The organism is Gluconacetobacter tumulicola, from assembly GCF_014174215.1.
Lineage (GTDB): Bacteria > Pseudomonadota > Alphaproteobacteria > Acetobacterales > Acetobacteraceae > Gluconacetobacter > Gluconacetobacter tumulicola.
In genome coordinates this window covers 110,642-130,826 of sequence record NZ_JABEQL010000010.1, presented here as the reverse complement: position 1 = coordinate 130,826, position 20,185 = coordinate 110,642, and the positions used below count along the sequence as shown (strand labels likewise).

Genomic DNA, 20,185 nt, shown 5'->3' with positions numbered 1-20,185 from the left:
TGCCGTGCGCGGGGGATGCCGCCGAGTAGCAAGCATCATGAGCACGAATTTTTTGAACGATTTCAATGTGTGATCAAAAAATCAGGCCAAGAAACCGCCTGTGAAATACCGTCCTGATGGAGACATAGGTTTTGACTTAACCGGCCCCGCATCGGCCGCCCGCAGAATGATCGCGGCAATCCTCTCCGCGTTGGCCGTCACTTCCGGCAGCCCCATCAACTCGCCGAACGTCCCCCGCGACAGCGGCCCGGCGACAAACAAACTCGGTTCCGCCGCGCCCGCCACAGACAGCGCATGACCCTCCCGGTCGGTCTCCACCCCCAACCCCACCGGGTCAGCCCGCAGCAACCCCCGCCGGGCCAGACCGACCAGAAAGGGCTGCGAGGACAGGATATGCGCGTGGTCCGGCCCGGTGGTGGTCACCACCACATCGAACGCTGCGACTTCCGGCTCCCCGCCACGCGGGCGCAGCGTCACGGCAAATCCATCCCCCTGCCGGGCAGCAGCCTCGATCCGCCCGGCCAGCACATCCAGCGTCCCCTCGGCAATCCGCCGATGCAGCACCCGCTCCACCTGCGGCGCGATGCGAAAGCGCCGCGTATCCCAGAACGGCCGCACATGTCGCACCAGCCGCCGCCGCTCCACCACCGGCAACGCCGCCCAGATCGCCCCAGCCTGCCGCCGCACGGCATTGAAAATGGTCTGCCACGGCCGGTCAGGGTCGTCGCGCAACGCCTGCCGCACCCGGCGCAGCACCCCACGCGCCGTCGGCGCCGGATCGGTGGAAAAATCCCCCCACGCATCGGTCACATCGCTCAGATCCGCCTGCGACACCTGCCCCCGCCGCGAGAGCGCCACGATCTCCCCCCGATGCCCGGCCGCATCCAGCGACGCCACCACATCCGCCATGCTCAACCCGGTGCCCACGATCAGCACCCGATCCTCCGGCCCGATCGCCTCCAGCGCCCCGACCGCCCAAGGATCGACGACCAGCCCCTCACGCCCGACCAGCCCGGCCAACGCCGTCGGCGGTGCCGGCGCGGGGTGCGAGGTCGCGATCACCACGATATCGGCCTCTTCCCGCGCGCCATCATCGGTCATGATCCACCATCCCCCCTCCGGCCGGGGTGCGACCTCCGTCACGCGGGCCCGCCGATGCACCACCTGCCCGCCGGCCAAGCGGGGCGCCAGCCGCGCCGCCACATAGCGGCCGAACACCGACCGCGCGGGATAGGCCGCTCCATTGGGCAGCACGGCATCCGGGTCAGCCTCCAGCGCCCCATCCGCCCGCAGCCAGGCGTGGAAATCGTCAGGCACGGCAGTCGTCAGGCTCATCCGCGCGGCCGGCACGTTGATGCGGTGGCGCGGATCGCGCGCGCCATACGCGACTCCCTGCCCCAGCGCCTCGCGCGGCTCGAACACCACCACCGGCGGCAGGCCGGCCGCCCCGTTCGTCAGATGCCACGCAATGGCAGCCCCGCTGAAGCCGCCGCCGATAATGGCAATCCTGGGCAATGTCTCGCTCATGCCGTCTCCGTACGCCGCACGCGGCTGGCCGGATGGTCCGCCCCCAGCTGGTCCCCGCGTCCGAACAGTTTCTCACGCAGGGTGCCGGGACGATAGGCCTGCTTGTAGATGCCGCGCCGCTGCAACTCCGGCACCACGAATTCCACCACGTCGGCAAAGCTCTCGGGCGTCACGGCATAAGCCAGGTTGAACCCGTCGACACCGGTGCGGACCACCCACTCCTCCAGCAGGTCGGCAATCCGCTCCGGCCCGCCGACAATGGTGGTGCCCATGCCGCCGATCGCCGCATGCTCGGCCAGTTCGCGCACCGTCCACACCTTGCCGGGGTCCTGCACCGTCAGCGCATCGACGGCGGAATGGATCGCATCATTGCGGATATGCCGCACCGGGTCATCCGGCGCGTAACGCGAGAAATCGATCCCCGTCCACCCCGCCAGCAGGGTCAGCGCCCCCTCAAGGCTGACATGGCGACGATACTCCTGCCATTTCGCCTGAGCGGCCTCGTCATCGGGGCCGGTAATGATCGTCAGCAGCGAGAAGATCAGCGGATCGCCCGCATGCCGCCCTTCCTGCCGGGCCCGGGCGCGCAGATCCGCGACACTGGCCGCCACCACCGCCGCCGAGGGCCCGGCCACGAACACGCATTCCGCATGCCGCGCGGCAAAGGCACGGCCGCGGGAGGACGCCCCGGCCTGATAGAGAACCGGCGTGCGCTGTGGCGAGGGCTCGCACAGATGAATGGCATCCAGCCTGAAATATTCGCCTTCATGCACGATGCGATGCACCTTGGCCGGATCGGTGAAGATCCCCCGCGCCGCATCGCGCAGCACCGCATCGTCCTGCCAGCTTTCCTCCCACAGGCGATAGACCAGATGCAGATATTCGTCGGCAATGTCATAGCGCGTGTCATGCGCCACCTGCCGTGCCTGCCCCGTACCCCGCGCCGCGCTGTCCAGATAGCCGGTCACGATATTCCAGCCGATCCGCCCCCCGGTGAGATGATCCAGCGTCGACATCCGCCGCGCGAACGGATAGGGCGGCTCGAAAGACAGGGTGGAGGTCAGGCCAAATCCCAGATTCTCCGTCACCGCCGCCATGGCCGAAATCAGCATCGCCGGATCATTGACCGGCACCTGCGACGCATTGCGCAGCGCGGCGTCCGCATTGCCGCCATACACATCGTACACTCCCAGCACATCGGCCAGGAACAGCCCGTCGAACAGGCCGCGCTCCAGCAGCCGCGCCAGATCGGTCCAGTAACGGATGGTGTTGTACGTCCCCGACCGGTCGCGCGGGTGTCGCCACAGGCCGCTGGCCTGGTGCGACACGCAATTCATGTCGAAGGCATTCAGCCGGATCTCGGTCATGGCCCGGCCCCTCAGTTGAAGCCCAGCGACAGGCCGGCAAACACGCCCAGCCCATCACCCGGCTGCATCACCGCCAACTGCTTGCCCGCCGCGATATAGCCCGGCACGACGATGGCCGCGTAATGCGTGTTGGCAAGGTTATTGACGCTGAGGAAGACCTGCCGATGCTTGCCCGGCCACTCATAGCCGATGTTCAGATTGTAGATGTGATAGGACGGCGCGAAATAGGTCTCGTCATACGCGGCCCCGACCTTCGAGGACACCTGGGCGTTGAAACCGGCATAGAACCCGGCCTTGGTATCGAGATGGATCTCGCCCTGATAGAAATGTTCCGGAATGCCCGGCAGGCGGTTGCTGCCGAACACCGCATCATGGCGGAAGCGGAAATCCTGCCACGTATAGGCCTGCCGCAGCGACAGCGTATTGCCCGCCCATGCGTACAGCGTGGTTTCCAGCGAGGCCTCGACACCCTGATGCGTGGTCGGCGACGCGTTGCCGTAGATCGAGGCCCCGATGGCCTGCGATGCCGGCGTCATCACCGACAGCAATTCGTTGCGCACGTCCGAATGGTAGTAGGTCAGGCTCCACTTGTTCCGCCACGCGTGCCCGGTGGTGCCGATCTCATACGTCGTGGCCGTCTGGTTGCGCAGCTTGCCGGCGCCGGAATTCATGCCCGCTTGCGGGATGTTGCCGGTAAAATACGGACCGGCATAATTCAGGTTCCAGTCATTGGGCGGCTGAATGCTGCGGCTGACATTGCCATACAGCTCCACATGCGGGCTGATGACGTAGCGGAACCCGCCACGCGGCACGAAATTGACCGATGACTCCTTGAAGTTCGCCCCGGCCGCCGTATACGGATACGGCACGCCCGACGATTTCTGGATAAACGCCACCGCGGCCGCCGTCGTCAGCCAGAAATCATGGAACAGTTCGGTATTGTTCCGAAGATGGAAATAGTTCTCCGTCCCGCCATAGGTCACATGCCGCAGCACCTGCCCCATCGGCAGTCCCGCCAGATGCCCGGTCGCGACCCGCACCCGATTGGTCTGCCACGCCTCCAGGTCCGACGTATCCATGAAGCCCAGTTGCGTATCGCTCTTATGCCCGGCCAACACGTCATGGCGCGTATAGTTCAGCGTCGCGGCTACCGTCTTGTAGCCCCAGATCTGGCTGAAACTCGTATTCTGGATGTCGATCGGCGCGTCCTGGTAATCGAACCCCAGTTCCAGCTTCGACCGGTCGTCGATCCGGATCGTGGTCATGTTGCCGTAGAATTTGCTGCCCGGCTGGATACGCACCGAATGCCACGCCCGATAGGGCGCCTGCGCCTGCTTCGGATTTTCCAGAATCTGGTCCCGCGTCAGATAACCCGGATACCCGTTCCGGGTCTGCCGGTAGCGGAAGAAGAAGCGCGTCGAAACCCGGTCGTTGAAACGATAGCCGAAATTGGCATTCACGCCGAAACTGTTCGCCTGCGTCTCGGTCTGGTACCCGCCCCGGTAGGAATTGGTCACGCTGATATAATAATCGGCCTTGCCGATCACCTTGCCCGAACTGAGCTGTTCCTTGTTATAGCCGAAACTGCCGGCCTCGACGCGCGCCTGATAGGTCTGGGCGTCATAGCCGGTCTGGGTCACGTAATTGATGCCGCCACCCAGTTGCAGCCCGCCATAATCGAAGGCATTCGCGCCGCGCAGCACTTCGGTGTAGCGCAGCCCCAGCGGCTCGAACAATTCATAGGGCGTGCCGGCAGGCGTGGTGACAGGCAGCCCGTCGAACATCATCAGAAGGCCCGAGCGGAAATAATTGGTGCCGACCTGAATCCCCGACCCACGGATCGACAGGCGCAGCCCGTCACCCCCGCCCGAAGACTGGGCGAACACACCGGGCTGAAACGCCAGCGCATCCGCATTGGTCAGGTTCCGCCCGCGCAACACCTGCTTGGCATCGATCACGGTCGCGGCCCCCGGCAGACTGTCCAGTTGCGCCCGTGCCTGATCGGCGGGGGACAGGCGATGGGTCGCGACAACGATATCCTCGCCCTTCACAGGGGCCGCCGCCGCAACCGGGGTCGCCGCCGGCGCCGTTTTCCGAGCGGGCGCCGCATGGGGCGCATGGTCCGCGGCCCGGCGCGCATGGCTGTCGTCAGCCCATGCGCTGGCCGCCAGCGGGCCGGCCTGCATCAGGGCCAGCGCCGACGGGCCCAGCAATACTCTGGCGGATTGCGAAAACCGGCCCGCCCGCCGGGGCCAGGCAGAACGACGCGAAAAGGAACGGGGCATGATACTCGATATCCAGACTCTGAAGGAATGATCGCAGGCTTTCGAATTTACGCACTTATTGTCGTCGTTATTCTTCTTGCGACAAAAAGCACATATATTCTTTGTTTCTTTTTATATTCGCGATTTCTATCGTGGATTACGGACGCGCGCTGTCCGCACCAGGCCTCCGGTCAACAGGATGTCGGCAACACGGCATAGCGCCGGGCAAACCACACCAGCCCGTCCGTCTGCTCGCCCGCCAGATGCACATCCAGCACCTGGGCAAACACCACCGTATGGGTGCCGGCCTCCACAACCCGCTCCACCCGGCATTCGAAGGTCGCCAGCGCACCGTCCAGAAGCGGCGCGCCGGTCACGCCCCGCTGCCAGCGCGCGCCGGCAAACCGCTCGTCCATCGTCTTCGACCGGCTGCCGAAGGCCGAAGACAGGGCCTGCTGCGCGCCGCCCAGCACATTCACCGCCAGCACCCCATGGTCGAGAACATGCGGATGCGCGCTGGTGCTGCGATTGATGCAGACCAGCAGCGTCGGCGGCGCATCCGACACGCTGCACACGGCCGTCGCGGTAAAGCCGTGCCGGCCATTCTCGCCATCGGTGGTGACGATGGTCACGGCCCCGGCCAGCAGCGCCATGCCGTCGCGGAAACGCTGCGCGGATTCGGCTTCAAGGGCACCAGGCACCGGCGCCTTTACGGAAATGTTCATGTCAGGCGATCCTTCGGGTCAATGTTCACGCCGCACGATGGCCGGAGGCCCCGCCGGGCCGATGATCGCCGGCAATCGTCTCGCCGAACGGCCCCATATTGCTGATCGAGGCCGCCCCCCGCACCGGATGCGCCGTCGGCAGCAGCGGCAGCACCAGTTCGCCGAACTGATAGGCCTCCTCCAGGTGCGGATAGCCCGAGAAAATGAAACTATCGATGCCCAGCCTGCGATATTCGTCGATCCGTTCGGCCACTGTCGCCGGATCGCCCACCAGCGCGGTGCCCGCGCCGCCGCGCACCAGCCCCACGCCCGCCCACAGGTTCGGGCTGATTTCCAGCCTGTCGCGCCGGCCGTCATGCAGCGCGCTCATGCGCGCCTGCCCCACGGAATCCATCCGGGCAAAGACCTTCTGCGCCTCCGCAATGGTCGCATCGTCCAGATACGAGATCAGCCGGTCCGCCTCGGCCCACGCCGCCTCGTTCGTCTCCCGCACGATCACATGCAGCCGGATGCCGAACGACACCTGGCGCCCCTGCGCCTCCGCCTTGCGCCGCACATGCGCGATCTTCTCGGCCACCTGCGCCGGCGGCTCGCCCCAGGTCAGGTATTTGTCGATATGCGTCGCCGCCACATCCACCGCCGCCGGCGACGATCCGCCGAAATAGAGCGGCGGCCCGTTTTCCTGAAAAGACGGGAACAGCAGCCGCCCGTCCTCGATCCGGAAATGCGGGCCTTCGTGATTCACCGTCTCGCCCCGCAGCAGCGCGCGATAGATCTCCAGGAACTCGTCGGTGATCGCATACCGTTCGGCATGGTCGGCAAAGAACCCGTCGCCGGCATTCTCCTTCGGGTCGCCGCCGGTCACGATATTGATCAGCAGCCGCCCCTGCGAAATCCGGTCCAGCGTCGCCGTCATCCGCGCCGAGAGCGTGGGCGATTGCAGGCCCGGCCGCACCGCGATCAGGAATTTCAGCCGTTCCGTGCTCGGCGCCAGCGCCGATGCCACCACCCAGCTATCCTCGCAGCTGCGGCCGGTCGGGATCAGCACCCCGTAATAGCCCAGCGAATCCGCCGCCCGCGCCACCTGCTGCAGATAGGGCAGATCGACCGGCCGCCCGCCCTTCTGCGTGCCCAGATAACGGGAATCGCCATGCGTCGGCAGAAACCACAGGACGTTGATTTTCTCGGGGATCGCGACACTCATGTCAGGATGCCTTGTTCTGGATCAGGTCTGGAAAAAGCGGCGGTGTCGGCGTGGCCAGCGCCGCCGGGTCGCGATAGCGCCCGGCGGCATGCCGGGCCGGCAGGCGCGCCTGTCCGGCACCGAACAGCCGCTCGCGCAATGTCTCGTCCGGCGCATAGGCAGTGCGATAGCGCCCGCGCGCCTGCAACTCCGGCACGATCAGGTCGATGAAGTCCCGCGCGGTGTCGAAGGAATGGTACTGGCGCAGATTGATGCCATCGATGCCATCCACATCCAGCCAGGATTCGATCGCATCGGCCACCCGCCCCGGCTCGCCCGCGATGAAATAGCGGCCTTCATCGAACCGGCCGATCTGCTCCAGCGCACTGCCCACCGTCTGCTCGGGCCGGAACCGCCGGCCCATATTGCCGAAACGCGCACCCTCGCGCTTCAGCACGCTCTCGATCGTATCGTTCGGGTCATAGCTTCGCAGATCCACTTCCGACTGCGCATGGATCAGCGCGCCTTCCAGGCTGTAGAATTCCCGATAGGCCTTCAGCTTTTCCTGCGCCGCCTGCTCGGTCGGCCCGGTGATGATGCCGGCCTGCACGATAAAGCGGATATCGTCGGGCCGGCGGCCAAAGGCCTGCGCCCGCCTGCGGGTGGCCGCGATGTTGCGGCGCACATCCTCGGTCGTCTGCCCGCCGATAAACACCACTTCCGCATGACGCGCGGCATATTCCAGCCCCGCCGCCGATCCCGTCGCCTGGAACAGCACCGGCGTACGCTGCCGCGACGGCTGCACCAGATGCGGCCCGGCGACCTGGAAATGCGCACCATGATGATCGATGGCCCGCACCCGCGACGGATCGGTAAAGATGCCGGCCGCCCGATCGGCGACGATCGCGTCGTCGTCCCAGCTTCCTTCCCAGAGCTTGTAGAGCACATCGATATATTCGTCGGCGATCACATAGCGCTCGTCATGCGGGATCTCGTCCTCCAGCCCGAAATTCCGCGCGGCGGATTGCAGGTAGGAGGTCACGATGTTCCACCCCACGCGCCCGTTCGTCAGCACGTCCAGCGTCGCCATGCGCCGCGCGAAGGCAAAGGGCGGCTCATAGGTGGTCGAAAAGGTCACGCCGAAACCGACATGTTTCGTCACCGCCGCCATCGCCGGCACCAGCATCAGCGGGTCCAGGTTCGGGATCTGCACCGCCTGCCGCAGCGCCGCCGCCGTGCCGTCGCCAAACCGGTCATAGGTCCCGACCACATCGGCCAGGAACACGGCATCGAACAGCCCGCGCTCGGCAAGCTGCGCCACCTCGGTCCAGTACGACAGTTCGGAAAAACGATGGCGGTTATTGCCGGGTGCGCGCCACATGCCATGCACGATATGGCCGACGCAGGCCATCTCGAACAGGTTGACATGCAATTGCCGCCGCGCGGGAAACTCTTGGGTGCTCATGCTGTGCGCTCCGTCGTCGGCGTGGCGGCCCGCCAGATCGCATCCAGCGCCGTGCCGTTCAGTTCCAGGTCCCCCAGCGCCCGCGCCCGCTGCACCACCGGATTGTGCGAGGCCAGCACACGGGCATTGCGCCAGTGCCGGTCCAGCCCCAGCGAGGACGCGGTGGCCGAAGCCCCGCCGACCTCGAACAGGCGCGTCGTCGCCTCCAGCGTCTGCTCCAGCACGATCTGCTGCGCCTGGAACGCGATGCGCTCCGCCTCGTCATAAAGCGGATGTTCCGTCACACCGGCATCCCAGGCCTCGGCGCCACGCTCCAGCGCCCGCGCCACATCCTCGACCAGCGCCGAGGTCGAATAGGCCAGCGCCGACAGCCGGCCCACCACCTGCTGCACCAGCGGATCATGGCGCTGACTGACCTTGCCCGGCACGCCGAAGGTCCGCGTGCGCGGCCGCACGAACGCCACCGCATCGCGCAGCGCCGCCCGACTGATCCCCGCCAGCGTCGCCAGATGGAACAATTGATAATAGGCGGTCAGGAAACTGCTGCTCGGCACATGGTCGAAGGACGACCGCGCCAGGATCTGCCCGTCCGACACCGCAACCCCGTCGAAGCGCGTGGTGCCGCTGCCGGTCAGCCGCTGCCCGAACCCGTCCCAATCATCCTCACGCGTCACGCCGGGCGCCGTGGCCGGCACCGCCAGACGCACGCGCTCGCCCGCCTCGTCGGCCACGACGATAATCCAGTCGGCATAGAGCGTGCCGGTCGAATAATATTTGGTCCCGTCCAGGCGCCAGCCCTCACCCTGCCGCGTCAGCGTGGTACTGGTGCCGGTGCTGTCGGTCAGCTCCGCCATCGCCGCGCCGAACAGCGCGCCATCCACGATGCGCGCATACCAGGAAGCCGAGCGTGTCCGGTCGGGGTCGTGCCGCAATCCCTCGATAAAGGCAAAATGGGCCCGCACGATCTGCGGCAGGTTGGAATCCGCCGCCGCCAGTTCGGTCAGCAGGCGAAAAATCTCGACCAGCCCCAGGCCCGCGCCACCGGCCTCGCGCGGCACCCGCAGGGTCCCGAACCCCACCTCACGCAGCCATGCCACCGCCTCGTAGGGAAGGACACGCCCCTGCTCACGCGCCACCGCGCCCTCGGCGATCCGCGCGAACACCTCCCGCAATCCCCCCTCCGTCGGGGCGACCGGGGCCGGCGCATCCTGTGTCAATGCGTCCATCGTCTTCCGGGACCTTCCGCCATAAACAACGACATTCCTGCGTAATTAATTTACGCATGACGGAGGATTATAAACGATTCACAACGTGTCAATGCACATATCACGAAACCGCCATCATCACCGACGATAGAGCCTATATAACAAACTGAAATATAATACTTAAATTATTCTCACCACTTTTTATCCCACCCCCTCCATCCCCTCCTCATCCATTTCGGATCGGCAGCGGCACCAGGGAGCATGCCCCTTGCCGCAGGACAAGCGCCTTCCCCCCGCACGGCCCACGCCCAAAATTACACAACAAAAAATGATATATTCACTTGAGCTTACAGAATAACACGATAGAAATCGTCAAAGTCCGATGGAACTGACGATATTGCGGGGCGCCCAAGCCCTTGGAAGCCTGTCGATGCGCCCCTTGCACTCCCCCGCCCTGCCACGCCGCGCATTATGGCTCGCGGCTGCCGCACTGCTGCTGGCCACGACAGGCTGCCGCCGCCACCAATCCCGCACCACGGCACACGAACCGGTCCAGGGCGGCACCCTGATCTACGCAACCGACCGCGAGCCGATCTGCCTGGACCCGCACGTACAGGGCGACATGCCGCAGGTTTTCCTTGCAGAACAATATCTTGACTCACTGGTGGCGATGGACCGATCCGGCCACATCCTGCCGTGGCTGGCCACCGACTGGGCGGTGTCCGATGACGGGCGGACCTACACATTCCACCTGCGCCACGACGTCACCTTCACCGACGGCACGCCCCTGACCGCCGAAGCCGTGCGCGCGAACCTCGACCACATGGTCGACCCGCACACCCAATCCAGCACCGCCGGCGGCTACATCAAGCAATATGCCGGCACCGACATCATCGACACCTACACCGCCGCGGTGCACCTCAAGACACCCTACGCCGCCTTCCTCGAAGTGCTGGCACAAGGCTTCCTCGGCATCGAATCCCCCCGCGCCCTGGCCCGCCCGCGTGACGAAAACTGCCAGAATCCAGTCGGCTCAGGCCCATTCCGCATCGTGCGCTGGGACCATCAGAGCCAGATCGTCCTGGCACGCAACCCGGCCTATCACTGGGGTCCGCCCACCGCCCTCCATACCGGCCCGGCGCGCCTGGACGGCATCGAATGGCGGATCATCCCCGAAGCCTCGGTGCGCTTCGCGGCCCTGCAGGCCGGCGAGGTCGATGTCATCGACTCCCTCCCGCCCGAAGCCGAAACCCCGGCCCAGCGCAATCCGGACCTCTGGCTGCTGATGGCCGACCGGCCCGGCAACCCGACCAACGGCACGCTGAACATCAAGCGCGCCCCATTCGACGATATCCGGGTGCGCGAGGCTTTCATCCGCTCCGCCGACATCGACGGCGCGCTGGCCAGCGTCTTCTTCCATCATTACCGCCGTGCCGGCAGCCCGCTCAGCCCGACCACGCCATTCTACAGCCCGGCCTTCGAGCATCACGCCGACTACGACCCCGACCGGGCGCGCGCCCTGCTGGACCAGGCCGGCTGGACCGGCCGCACCGAAGAGGGCATCCGCACCCGCGACGGCCGCCCCCTGGTGGTCCATATCCCGCTCAAAGCCTCGCTCTCCGCCGCCGAACGCACGCTGTGGGAACAGGTACAGGCCACCGCACGCGCAACCGGCTTCGACGTCAGGCTGGAAAACGGCGACGACACCACGATCCTCGAACGCGAAGGGCAGTGGGATTACGACGTCCGTATCGGCTACTGGAACACCAGCACCGCCGACGTGCTGCGCATCGTCTTCTCTTCCGCCTTCCTCGGCGCGGCCGGCGTCGGCGGCCACCACCAGAACGAGGCCGGATTCAGCGACCCCGCCTTCGACCGGGTCGTGAACGACGCCCTGCTGACCACCGATCCGGACAAGCGGCGCGCGCTCTATCTGCAAGCCCAGACCATCGCGGCGCAGAACTTCCTGCAGATCACCACCTATCCGCAAAGCACCCGCCTCGCTTTGTCGCGCGCGGTGCATGACGTCCGGCTCGAACCCTCGCTGAACGTGACCAGCCTCTATGATTCATGGGTAACGCGATGACCCACCTTCTCCGCCGCGCCGCATGGCGCCTGCTGGGCGGCATCCTGGTGCTGCTGGCCGCGGCCAGCCTGACCTTCGCCGCCCTGCACCTCACACCGGGCGATCCGGTCACCGCCATTCTCGGCGGCGCATCCGCCAACCCGACGCCGGAGGCCATCGCCGCCGCCCGTCACGAATACGGGCTGGATCGGCCGATCGCGGTGCAGTACGCCCTCTACATCGCCCGCATCGCGCGCGGCGACCTCGGCCAGTCCTTCTCGCAGCATATGCCGGTCATCGCGGTGTTGCGCGCCCAGGCCCCCCCGACACTGGCACTGATGGCGTCGTCCCTGGCCGTGGCGTGGCTGCTGGCGCTGCTCTCGGTGGTGCCCACCGCCCGGCGCGGCGCGGCCGGGGCCATCGCCTCGACGCTGGAGACGGTCGGCGCCGGGCTGCCGCAATTCTGGCTCGGCATCCTGCTGCTGTGGGGCCTGGCCTTCGAATGGCGGCTGCTGCCGCCGGCCGGCAATCACGGCCTGCCTGCGCTGGTGCTGCCCACCCTGTCGCTGGCCATTCCGCTGGCCGGCTTCATCGCGCAGGTGATGCGCGAATCCTTCGACCTGGCGCTGGACCAGCCCTTCATCCTCACCGCCCGCGCACGCGGGCTGGGCGATGGCACGGTCCGACTGCGCCACGCTTTGCGCCACGCGCTGCTGCCCTGTGTCAGCCTGTCGACCTGGGCAGTGGGCGCGCTGGTCGGCAATGCGGTCGCGATCGAGATCATCTTCTCGCGACAGGGGCTGGGGCGTGAGCTGTTCCTGTCCGTCGCCACGCACGACATGCCGCTGGTCTCGGGCATCGTCCTGTTCATCGCGCTCACCTACATCCTGGCAGGCCTCGCCGCCGACACGCTCTATGTCCTCATCGATCCCAGACTGAAGGGAACGCGCCCATGACGAGCCTGTCCCTCGCCCCCTCCATGGCCCGCCTGCCATCCCGGCGCCGCCTGCCGCGCCCTGGCCAGCTTGGCCCGGTGGCTGCGATCCTGTTCCTGACGCTGCTGGCCATCGCCGCCCTCGCTCCGCACCTGCTCACCCATGCCGACCCGCTGGCCATCGCCCCGCGCGACGCCTTCCAGGCCCCGTCAGCCGCCCATCCGTTCGGCACCGACCAGTCCGGCCGCGATATCCTGGCGCGGGTGGTCTATGGCGCCCGGCAGTCATTGGCGCTGGGCTGCGGCGCCATCACACTGTCGCTGAGCATCGCCACCATTCTGGCCCTGATCGGCGGTCTGGGCGGCCGGATTGCCGAGCAGGCGGTGCGCTGGCTGATCGATATCCTGTTCGCCTTTCCCGTGCTGGTGCTGGCGCTTCTGTGCACGGCCACATTGGGCAGCGGCATCGGCCCGCTGATCGTCGCCATCGGGGTGGGCAGCGCGGCAGGCTATACACGCATGGTGTTCGGCCAGGTGCTGTCGGTGCGCGGCGCGGGCTATGTCGAGGCCGCGCGGGCGCTGGGCCACAGTCCGGCACGTATCGTCGCCCGCCATATCCTGCCCAATGCCTTCCGCCCGCTGGTCGTCACCGCAACCATGGGGATCGGGCAGACCGTCGTGTGGTCGGCCGCGCTCTCCTTCCTTGGGCTCGGCGCGCCGCCGCCGGCGGCGGAATGGGGCACGATGCTGTCGATGGGCCGCGATTTCATCGCCGAGGCCTGGTGGATGAGCTTCTTCCCCGGTCTGGCCATCGTGCTGACCATGCTCTCCACCACCGTCGCCGGCCGCGCCCTGCAACGCGCGATCGAAGGACGCGGGCCATGACGCTGGAAGTCGAAAATCTCTCGGTCTCTTTCCCCACACCCACCGGCGAGCATGTGGCGGTGCATGACCTGTCCTTCACCCTGCGACCGGGGCGCGTGGTGGCACTGGTCGGGGAATCCGGCTCCGGCAAGAGCGTCACCGCCCGCAGCCTGATCGGCCTCGCGGGGCCGACGGCCCGGGTGTCGGCGCAGAGATTGTCGCTGGGCGGGCAGGATCTCCGCCGCCTGCCGCCGCGCGACTGGCGCGCGCTGCGCGGCAGGGATATCGGCATGGTGTTGCAGGATGCCCTGGTGGCGCTGGACCCGCTGCGCCCCGTGGGGCGGGAAATCGCGGAATCCCTGTCCGCCCATAAATGGGGCACACGGGCTGGGCGAAACCAGCGCGTGCAGGAGTTGCTGGAACAGGTCGGCATTCCCGAACCGGCACTGCGCGCCCGCCAGCGTCCGGACGAGCTGTCCGGCGGCCTGCGCCAGCGCGCCCTGATCGCCAGCGCCATCGCGCTGACGCCCCCGCTACTGATCGCGGACGAACCGACCACGGCGCTGGACCCGTCGGTGCAGGCGCAGATCCTGCGCCTGCTGGGCCGGCTGCGCGACGGCGGCACCGGCCTGCTGCTGATCAGCCACGATCTGGGCTTCGTCTCCCGCCTGGCCGACCATGTGATCGTGCTGCACCATGGCATGGTGGTGGAACAGGGCGAGACCGCGCGCGTCCTAGGCCGCCCCGTCCATGCCTATACAAGAACGCTGCTGGACGCCGACCCGGTGCGCCACCCGCCCCGCATCGCCACGCCGCAAGGCACGGATACGCCACCGCTGCTGACGGCCCACGACCTGTCGCTCAGCCGTCGTGGCCCCGACGGGGTGGCACGGCGCATTCTGTCCGATGTCGGATTCAGCCTCCACCCGGGCCGCACGCTGGGCCTTATCGGGGAATCGGGCTCGGGCAAGACCACCACCGCCCGCATTGTCATGGGCCTGACCCAGCCCGATACCGGGGAGGTGGCGTTCATGGGTGAGCGGTGGGTCCAAAGCGGGCGCCATGGAGTGCCGGAAGGGGCGCGCCGCCCGCGCCGCCGCGCGATGGCCATGATCTATCAGGACCCGCTGGGCTCGTTCGACCCACGCTGGACGGTGCGCGAGATCCTGGCGGATGCGCTGTCGGCAGGCGGCGACCCCTCCGGTGATCGCGACCACGCCATTGCCACCCTGCTGGACCGCGTCCGCCTGCCCCCCGCCATCGCCGCACGACGACCGGCCGGCCTGTCGGGCGGGCAGCGCCAGCGGGTAGCGATCGCGCGTGCGGTGGCGGTACGCCCGGCGCTGATCGTGTGCGACGAACCGGTCTCGGCGCTGGACGTTTCCGTGCAGGCCCAGGTGCTGGACCTGCTGGAGGAATTGCAGCGCGAGCTGGGCATGGCCTATCTGTTCATCTCGCATGATCTGGGCGTCATCCGCCGGATGTGTGACGATGTGCTGGTGATGCAGGACGGCCGGATCGTCGAGGCCGGCCCGGCGGCACAGATCCTGACGGCCCCCCGCCACGCCTTCACCCGCACCCTGCTGGACGCCGCACAAGACCTGTCCGCCGCCTGACGCTGGCGACGCAACCCCGAGAAGGAACCTCCGGCATGGACTATATCCGACTGGGCCATACCGGCCTGCAGGTCTCGCGCCTCTGCCTGGGCTGCATGACCTACGGCCTGCCCGATCGCGGCAACCATTCCTGGACCTTGGACGAGGAGCGCAGCCGCCCCCTGATCCGCCAGGCGCTGGAAGCCGGGATCAATTTCCTCGACACCGCCAACAGCTATTCCGACGGCACGTCCGAGGAAATCGTCGGCCGTGCGATCCGGGATTTCTCGCGGCGCGAAGATGTGGTGCTGGCGACCAAGGTCTTCTTCCCCACCCGCCCCGGACCGAACGGGTCGGGCCTGTCCCGCCGCGCCATCCTGGCCGAGATCGACAACAGCCTGCGCCGCCTGGGCACCGATTACGTCGATCTGTACCAGATCCATCGCTGGGACCCCCATACCCCGATCGAGGAAACGCTGGAGGCCCTGCATGACGTCGTGAAGGCGGGCAAGGCGCGCTATATCGGCGCCTCGTCGATGTTCGCCTGGCAGTTCGCCAAGGCGATCTATACCGCCCGCCTGCATGGCTGGACCGAATTCGTCAGCATGCAGAACCATCTGAACCTTTTGAACCGCGAGGAAGAGCGCGAGATGCTGCCCTTCTGCCGCGACCAGAAGATCGGCATCCTGCCCTGGAGCCCACTGGCCCGCGGCCTGCTGGCGCGCGACTGGCGCGAGCGCACCACACGGCAGGAAACCGACAATGTGCTGCATAATCTGTATAACCACACCCAGACCGCCGACCGGGCAGTGATCGACGTGGTCGGCCGCATCGCCCAGACGCGCGGTGTGCCGCGCGCCCAGGTGGCCCTTGCCTGGCTGCTGCAAAAGCCCGGCATCACCGCGCCCATCGTCGGAGCATCGAAACCCGACCATCTGGACGACGCGCTCGCGGCACTGGACCTGAGGCTGGACCATGCCGAAATTGCGGCGCTGGAAGAGCCCTACATCCCCCACCCCATCGCCGGCTTCTGATAACCTGCTTGAACATGCGCGCCGGTGGCGATCCGGCGCGCGCTTTCCTAAAAGCCGGTCGTGGCCGTTACCATCATCGCGAACGTGCTGGCGATCAGATAGGCTGGGGCGCCGGAGGAATCGATCATGTTGCCGCACACGCCCATGGTCGCATCGGTGTTGTTCGACAGGCTCTGAATCCCCGACCGGTAGTGCCAGCTTGCCAGGTTGTACATGTTCAACTGGATCTGCGGATGCTTCAGCCGCCACATGTTCGGCAGGCGATAGCCCAGCGTCATGTCGATCTGGCCATGCGCGGGCAGTGACTCCTGATCCATGAAATCGGAATATTGGCGCCCGATCCAGCGATACATGAAATTGCCGAAGATATGGCTGTCATCGTAGCTCAGGGCGGCGCTGGTCGTCCATTCAGGGGCCATCGGCGCCCGCTTGCCGGCGGTGGGCAGGTAATCGAGCGCGCCGTTATCCGCTGTCGCAGGCAGATTGTTATCGGTCCGGGCATAGAGATACTCGCCCGACACGTACGGGCTGAAATGATGCCATGGGCGCAGGCCGAATTCCACATCGGCGCCGCGCACGGTCTGGCCGCCGGCATTCATCGAAACACCGGCGAAGGAGCTGCCATTGACGATGGTATTGGTGGTGATGTTGCGGTTGGTAAAATTGTAATTGAACAGATTGATCGTCAGGTTGTACAGGCCGAAATGCCGGTAGCCGAGTTCCTCGGAAATCGCGAATTCCGGCTTTACCGACCCGCCGATACCCATCGTGTTTCCTGGTACGCCCGAGAAATAGGAATTGGTCGTAGGCATGCGGAAATTCGTCGCCGCGTCGAAAAAGACCTGATCATGATCGTCGATCATGTAGCTGCCTGACAGGCGGGGCAGCGGCGTGGCGTAATTCGTACCCACGTCATAGGGCACCGCATTGTCGTAATTGTTGGTACCCGCGCGATTCATCATGACGTATTTGAAACCGGCATTCAGCTTCAGCCGGTCGTTCAGCCATGAAGTGAAATCGCTGGCATACAATCCGATGGATTGCGTGATCATGTGATAGTTCAGGAACAGATTATATTCATACCCGTTCGGAAATTTCAGCCCGTAGGAACCCCATGTGTTCGGCGGATCGCCGTTCTGCCCCAACTGGCTGATATTGGTCACCTCGGCATCGTCATAATAATCGCAAAATGCGCCGAGGCTGAGCGTCTGATGGCGTCCCGCCTTGTAATCCAGATGGCCGGTGATGCCCGGGTGATATTCCCGCATCAGGTAATACCCGTCGCCATGGAAGGATTGCGTTCCCGAATCGTCATAGGCCAGACCGGGATAGGGCAGGACCAGATTCTCATTCTGTCCCGTGGAAGGATTGTAATTGTTGACCGGCATGTCCCACTGGCCCATGCCGCTGCCGCCGCTGCCCCAGTATAGATAGGGCGTAATGTGCAGCGACAGGTTGCGCGTCAGCGTGAAATGCATGGGCGCCACCAGAATCAGGCTGCGCCAGTCGCCGACCTCGGTCTGCCAGTAGCTGCCGGCCTCGTTCGTCTCGAACGGGTTCGCGGTGTAATTGAAACTGTTGCCCGATTGCCGCCATTGCTGCGCCGTCACCGGAGCATAGACCGGCTGGTTGTTCTCGTTATAGGCCTCGACGAAGGAAATCGAATTTCCCTGTCCCCATTCCTTCATGAATTTCGAATCGATATGCCGCCTCTGCCCCCGGCCAGGGCCGCGCCAGATGCCATAGGTCGCGTTGGAATAGGAGATATAGCCGCGTACGCCTGTATTGAGGATATCGCCTGTATTCACGCGGATGAACCCACGATTCGTCTTGTGCGACCCATAGGAATAATCGACCAGCCCGCCGAAATTGTGCGACGGATCAACCGTCCGGATGTTCATCTGCCCGCCGGTGGCGCTGACCAGCGGTGCGTTGATGTCCGACGTGCCCTGGGAGAGCTGCACTTCCTGATAGTTCTCGGTGTCGCCCCATTGCGAGGTATAGGGATCGTAGGCCGAAATGTCGGCGATCGGCGCGCCGTCGTATAGATAGCCGAGTTCCGACTGGTTCATGCCGCGCACATTGACCGATGTCTGGTCCGATAGGCCGAACGGATCGGATGAGGCGATATTGGTGCCCGGCGCGAATTGGATCATCTGCGCGGCCGAGGTGATGGGCGCGAGCTTGGCGATGAAGTCACGGCCGACGGTGGTGATGGCCTTGGCCTCGGTCTGCTCGCTCATCATTCCGCCGCCGGGCGCCCGGCCCGTCACGCCATCGGCGCTCTCCACGGGATTGCTGCCGGTGACGGTAATGGTCTCCGTCTTCGGGCGGGGGGCTTCCACCACCGGGCGCTTCGCGGGCTGGTCCTGCCCAGCCACCGCCGCCTGGGCCCAGGCACGCGGGGTACCACTGGCGGAAAGCGCCGTACCGGCGATCAACAGAGAGAAGACAAACCTCGACGACAATCCAATCCCCTTCCCGGCTTCCAGCAGGACCACACGATCCCCGCTTTATGACGAAATCCGACGCCCTTCGCGTCACCACATCGCGAGCCGACGGCGAATAAACTTCTCTGTGTCCGTCCGGAAACACCGTCGGCCCGGCCGCCGCGCGCATTCGGGCAGGCACGCAGAGAGCGCTTGAAAAGCCGGTCTACCGAGCGAGAGTGCCGCGCATCGGCACGCCCGTCGTGGGTTTCCGAGCATCGGGGCGGATGCGGACTTATGGGCCATGAACGCCGAAGCATCAGGAAAGCCGCGTCGGATCGCCGGCTGAGCGGCTTTGCTAGCACTTCTCAGGTGTGGCGTTGGCCGGCTACCCAGACTTCCCGCACCGTGAAATCACCATCCATGACGACGAAATCGGCCCGCATGCCCGGCACCAGCGCCCCGCGATCGGTCAGGCCCAGATAACGCGCGGCGTTGTGGCTGACCAGCTTTGCCGCATCGACCAGACTCGTGCCCGCCGCCAGCGCATTGCGCAGGGCGGCGTCCAACGTCAACACGCTGCCGGCCAGCGTGCCGTCGGGCAGGCGGGCAATGCCGTCGCTGATCATCACCTCCTGCCCCCCCAGTTGGCTGGGGCCATCACCCAGGCCGGCGCCGCGCATGGCATCCGTCACGAACAGCAGGCGCTCGTCCATCAGCCGGTGCGCCAGGCGGAAGCTGGCGGGGTGAACATGATGCGTGTCGAAGATCAGTTCGGCATGGCCGGCGTCGCTGCACATCAGCGCGGTGGCCGGGCCCGGACGGCGACCCTCGATCCCGCCCATCGCGTTGAACAGGTGCGTGGCGCCCACGGTGCCCCCGGCGGCACAGATCCGGCAGATTGCCTGTTCGGTCTGTTCGAAGCTGGCGACGGTGTGGCCGATGCTCACCCGCACGCCGGCGGCAGCGAACGCGGCGATCGCGGTTTCGGCATGTTCCAGTTCCGGCGCCAGCGTCACCACCCGTACCACGCCGGTCGCGAGGGCCTGGGCGACGTGATCCGGGTCCGGCGCGATGGCGAAGGGCGGTTGTGCGCCCAGCCGGTGTGGGCTGACGAACGGGCCTTCCAGATGCGCGCCATGGATCGCGGGGCCTCCCGACAGGCCTGCGTGCCGCACCTCGGCCACCGCGCGCAGCGCGTCCATCACGTCCGGCCAGGGACGGGTGATGGTGGTGGGCAGGATGGTCGTGGTGCCGTGCGCCATGTGGAAGCGTGCCAGGCGGCCGATTGCCGCGACGCCCTCCATCGTATCGGCCCCGTCGCCGCCATGGACATGCGTGTCGATGAAGCCGGGCAGGATGTAGCGGGTGGCCTCATGCACCACTGATCCTGGCTCGATGGCCCGGATCGTGCCGTCGAACGTCACGCGCCCCGGTGCGAGCCGGTCCGGCAGTATGAGCATCCCATCGAGGATCATGGTCTTTCCTTTCCGGCAGGATCACGTGCGCCGCCGCCGGGCATCCGGCC

The 20,185-nt window shown here is 66.2% G+C and carries 14 protein-coding genes; 5 read left to right on the top strand and 9 right to left on the bottom strand.

Annotation, left to right across the window (positions count from 1 at the left end):
- Positions 1-81: 81 nt before the first annotated feature.
- The 7 genes from HLH29_RS19860 to HLH29_RS09545 form a co-directional block, all read right to left on the bottom strand.
- On the bottom strand, positions 82-1,527 hold the full coding sequence (locus tag HLH29_RS19860) for an FAD/NAD(P)-binding protein (RefSeq protein WP_182966130.1): 1,446 nt from the start codon (positions 1,525-1,527) through the stop codon (positions 82-84).
- Positions 1,524-2,894 carry an LLM class flavin-dependent oxidoreductase gene (locus HLH29_RS09570; protein WP_182966128.1) on the bottom strand — a complete coding sequence of 457 codons (1,371 nt, stop codon included), beginning with the start codon at positions 2,892-2,894 and terminating at the stop codon, positions 1,524-1,526. The genes HLH29_RS19860 and HLH29_RS09570 overlap by 4 nt, the downstream gene beginning before the upstream one ends.
- A gap of 11 nt (positions 2,895-2,905) precedes the next feature.
- Positions 2,906-5,080, bottom strand: coding sequence for a TonB-dependent receptor family protein (locus tag HLH29_RS09565; RefSeq protein ID WP_408871958.1), 2,175 nt, complete (start codon positions 5,078-5,080; stop codon positions 2,906-2,908).
- A 269-nt stretch (positions 5,081-5,349) separates the two neighbouring features.
- Positions 5,350-5,883 (bottom strand): flavin reductase, encoded by a 534-nt coding sequence (locus tag HLH29_RS09560; protein WP_182966124.1) that lies wholly within the window; start codon positions 5,881-5,883, stop codon positions 5,350-5,352.
- A 25-nt stretch (positions 5,884-5,908) separates the two neighbouring features.
- Positions 5,909-7,087, bottom strand: a complete 1,179-nt coding sequence (gene ssuD / locus HLH29_RS09555; protein ID WP_182966122.1) for an FMNH2-dependent alkanesulfonate monooxygenase — start codon at positions 7,085-7,087, stop codon at positions 5,909-5,911.
- A gap of 1 nt (position 7,088) precedes the next feature.
- A complete protein-coding gene (locus HLH29_RS09550) occupies positions 7,089-8,531 on the bottom strand; it encodes an LLM class flavin-dependent oxidoreductase (protein WP_182966120.1) in 1,443 nt (480 codons plus the stop codon).
- Entirely contained in the window at positions 8,528-9,757 is a 1,230-nt protein-coding gene (locus tag HLH29_RS09545; protein WP_182966118.1) for an acyl-CoA dehydrogenase family protein, read from the bottom strand. The genes HLH29_RS09550 and HLH29_RS09545 overlap by 4 nt, the downstream gene beginning before the upstream one ends.
- 409 nt (positions 9,758-10,166) lie before the next feature.
- Here HLH29_RS09545 and HLH29_RS09540 point away from each other — a divergent pair, with 409 nt between their 5' ends.
- The 5 genes from HLH29_RS09540 to HLH29_RS09520 are packed head-to-tail and all read left to right on the top strand — an operon-like array spanning position 10,167 to position 16,228.
- Positions 10,167-11,822: an ABC transporter substrate-binding protein gene (locus tag HLH29_RS09540; protein ID WP_182966116.1), complete on the top strand. Its 1,656-nt coding sequence runs from the start codon at positions 10,167-10,169 to the stop codon at positions 11,820-11,822.
- Positions 11,819-12,757: an ABC transporter permease gene (locus HLH29_RS09535; RefSeq protein ID WP_220791451.1), complete on the top strand. Its 939-nt coding sequence runs from the start codon at positions 11,819-11,821 to the stop codon at positions 12,755-12,757. Before HLH29_RS09540 ends, HLH29_RS09535 begins: the two co-directional genes overlap by 4 nt.
- Positions 12,754-13,620, top strand: coding sequence for an ABC transporter permease (locus tag HLH29_RS09530; RefSeq protein ID WP_182966112.1), 867 nt, complete (start codon positions 12,754-12,756; stop codon positions 13,618-13,620). Before HLH29_RS09535 ends, HLH29_RS09530 begins: the two co-directional genes overlap by 4 nt.
- Positions 13,617-15,215, top strand: a complete 1,599-nt coding sequence (locus tag HLH29_RS09525) for a dipeptide ABC transporter ATP-binding protein (protein WP_182966110.1) — start codon at positions 13,617-13,619, stop codon at positions 15,213-15,215. The genes HLH29_RS09530 and HLH29_RS09525 overlap by 4 nt, the downstream gene beginning before the upstream one ends.
- Before the next feature lie 35 nt (positions 15,216-15,250).
- Positions 15,251-16,228 (top strand): aldo/keto reductase, encoded by a 978-nt coding sequence (locus HLH29_RS09520; RefSeq protein WP_182966108.1) that lies wholly within the window; start codon positions 15,251-15,253, stop codon positions 16,226-16,228.
- Positions 16,229-16,275: 47 nt separating this feature from the next.
- Here HLH29_RS09520 and HLH29_RS09515 read toward each other — a convergent pair whose 3' ends face one another.
- Complete coding sequence (locus tag HLH29_RS09515; protein WP_220791450.1) at positions 16,276-18,669, bottom strand: TonB-dependent receptor; 2,394 nt, start codon at positions 18,667-18,669, stop codon at positions 16,276-16,278.
- Positions 18,670-19,025: 356 nt separating this feature from the next.
- A complete protein-coding gene (gene nagA / locus HLH29_RS09510; RefSeq protein WP_182966104.1) occupies positions 19,026-20,135 on the bottom strand; it encodes an N-acetylglucosamine-6-phosphate deacetylase in 1,110 nt (369 codons plus the stop codon).
- Positions 20,136-20,185 lie beyond the last annotated feature (50 nt).

Bases quoted from the DNA above. Each gene is read 5' to 3' on its own strand.
- HLH29_RS19860 (WP_182966130.1), bottom strand. From the start codon at position 1,527: ATGAGCGAGACATTGCCCAGGATTGCCATTATCGGCGGCGGCTTCAGC.
- HLH29_RS09570 (WP_182966128.1), bottom strand. From the start codon at position 2,894: ATGACCGAGATCCGGCTGAATGCCTTCGACATGAATTGCGTGTCGCAC.
- HLH29_RS09565 (WP_408871958.1), bottom strand. From the start codon at position 5,080: ATGCAGGCCGGCCCGCTGGCGGCCAGCGCATGGGCTGACGACAGCCAT.
- HLH29_RS09560 (WP_182966124.1), bottom strand. From the start codon at position 5,883: ATGAACATTTCCGTAAAGGCGCCGGTGCCTGGTGCCCTTGAAGCCGAA.
- ssuD (WP_182966122.1), bottom strand. From the start codon at position 7,087: ATGAGTGTCGCGATCCCCGAGAAAATCAACGTCCTGTGGTTTCTGCCG.
- HLH29_RS09550 (WP_182966120.1), bottom strand. From the start codon at position 8,531: ATGAGCACCCAAGAGTTTCCCGCGCGGCGGCAATTGCATGTCAACCTG.
- HLH29_RS09545 (WP_182966118.1), bottom strand. From the start codon at position 9,757: ATGGACGCATTGACACAGGATGCGCCGGCCCCGGTCGCCCCGACGGAG.
- HLH29_RS09540 (WP_182966116.1), top strand. From the start codon at position 10,167: ATGCGCCCCTTGCACTCCCCCGCCCTGCCACGCCGCGCATTATGGCTC.
- HLH29_RS09535 (WP_220791451.1), top strand. From the start codon at position 11,819: ATGACCCACCTTCTCCGCCGCGCCGCATGGCGCCTGCTGGGCGGCATC.
- HLH29_RS09530 (WP_182966112.1), top strand. From the start codon at position 12,754: ATGACGAGCCTGTCCCTCGCCCCCTCCATGGCCCGCCTGCCATCCCGG.
- HLH29_RS09525 (WP_182966110.1), top strand. From the start codon at position 13,617: ATGACGCTGGAAGTCGAAAATCTCTCGGTCTCTTTCCCCACACCCACC.
- HLH29_RS09520 (WP_182966108.1), top strand. From the start codon at position 15,251: ATGGACTATATCCGACTGGGCCATACCGGCCTGCAGGTCTCGCGCCTC.
- nagA (WP_182966104.1), bottom strand. From the start codon at position 20,135: ATGATCCTCGATGGGATGCTCATACTGCCGGACCGGCTCGCACCGGGG.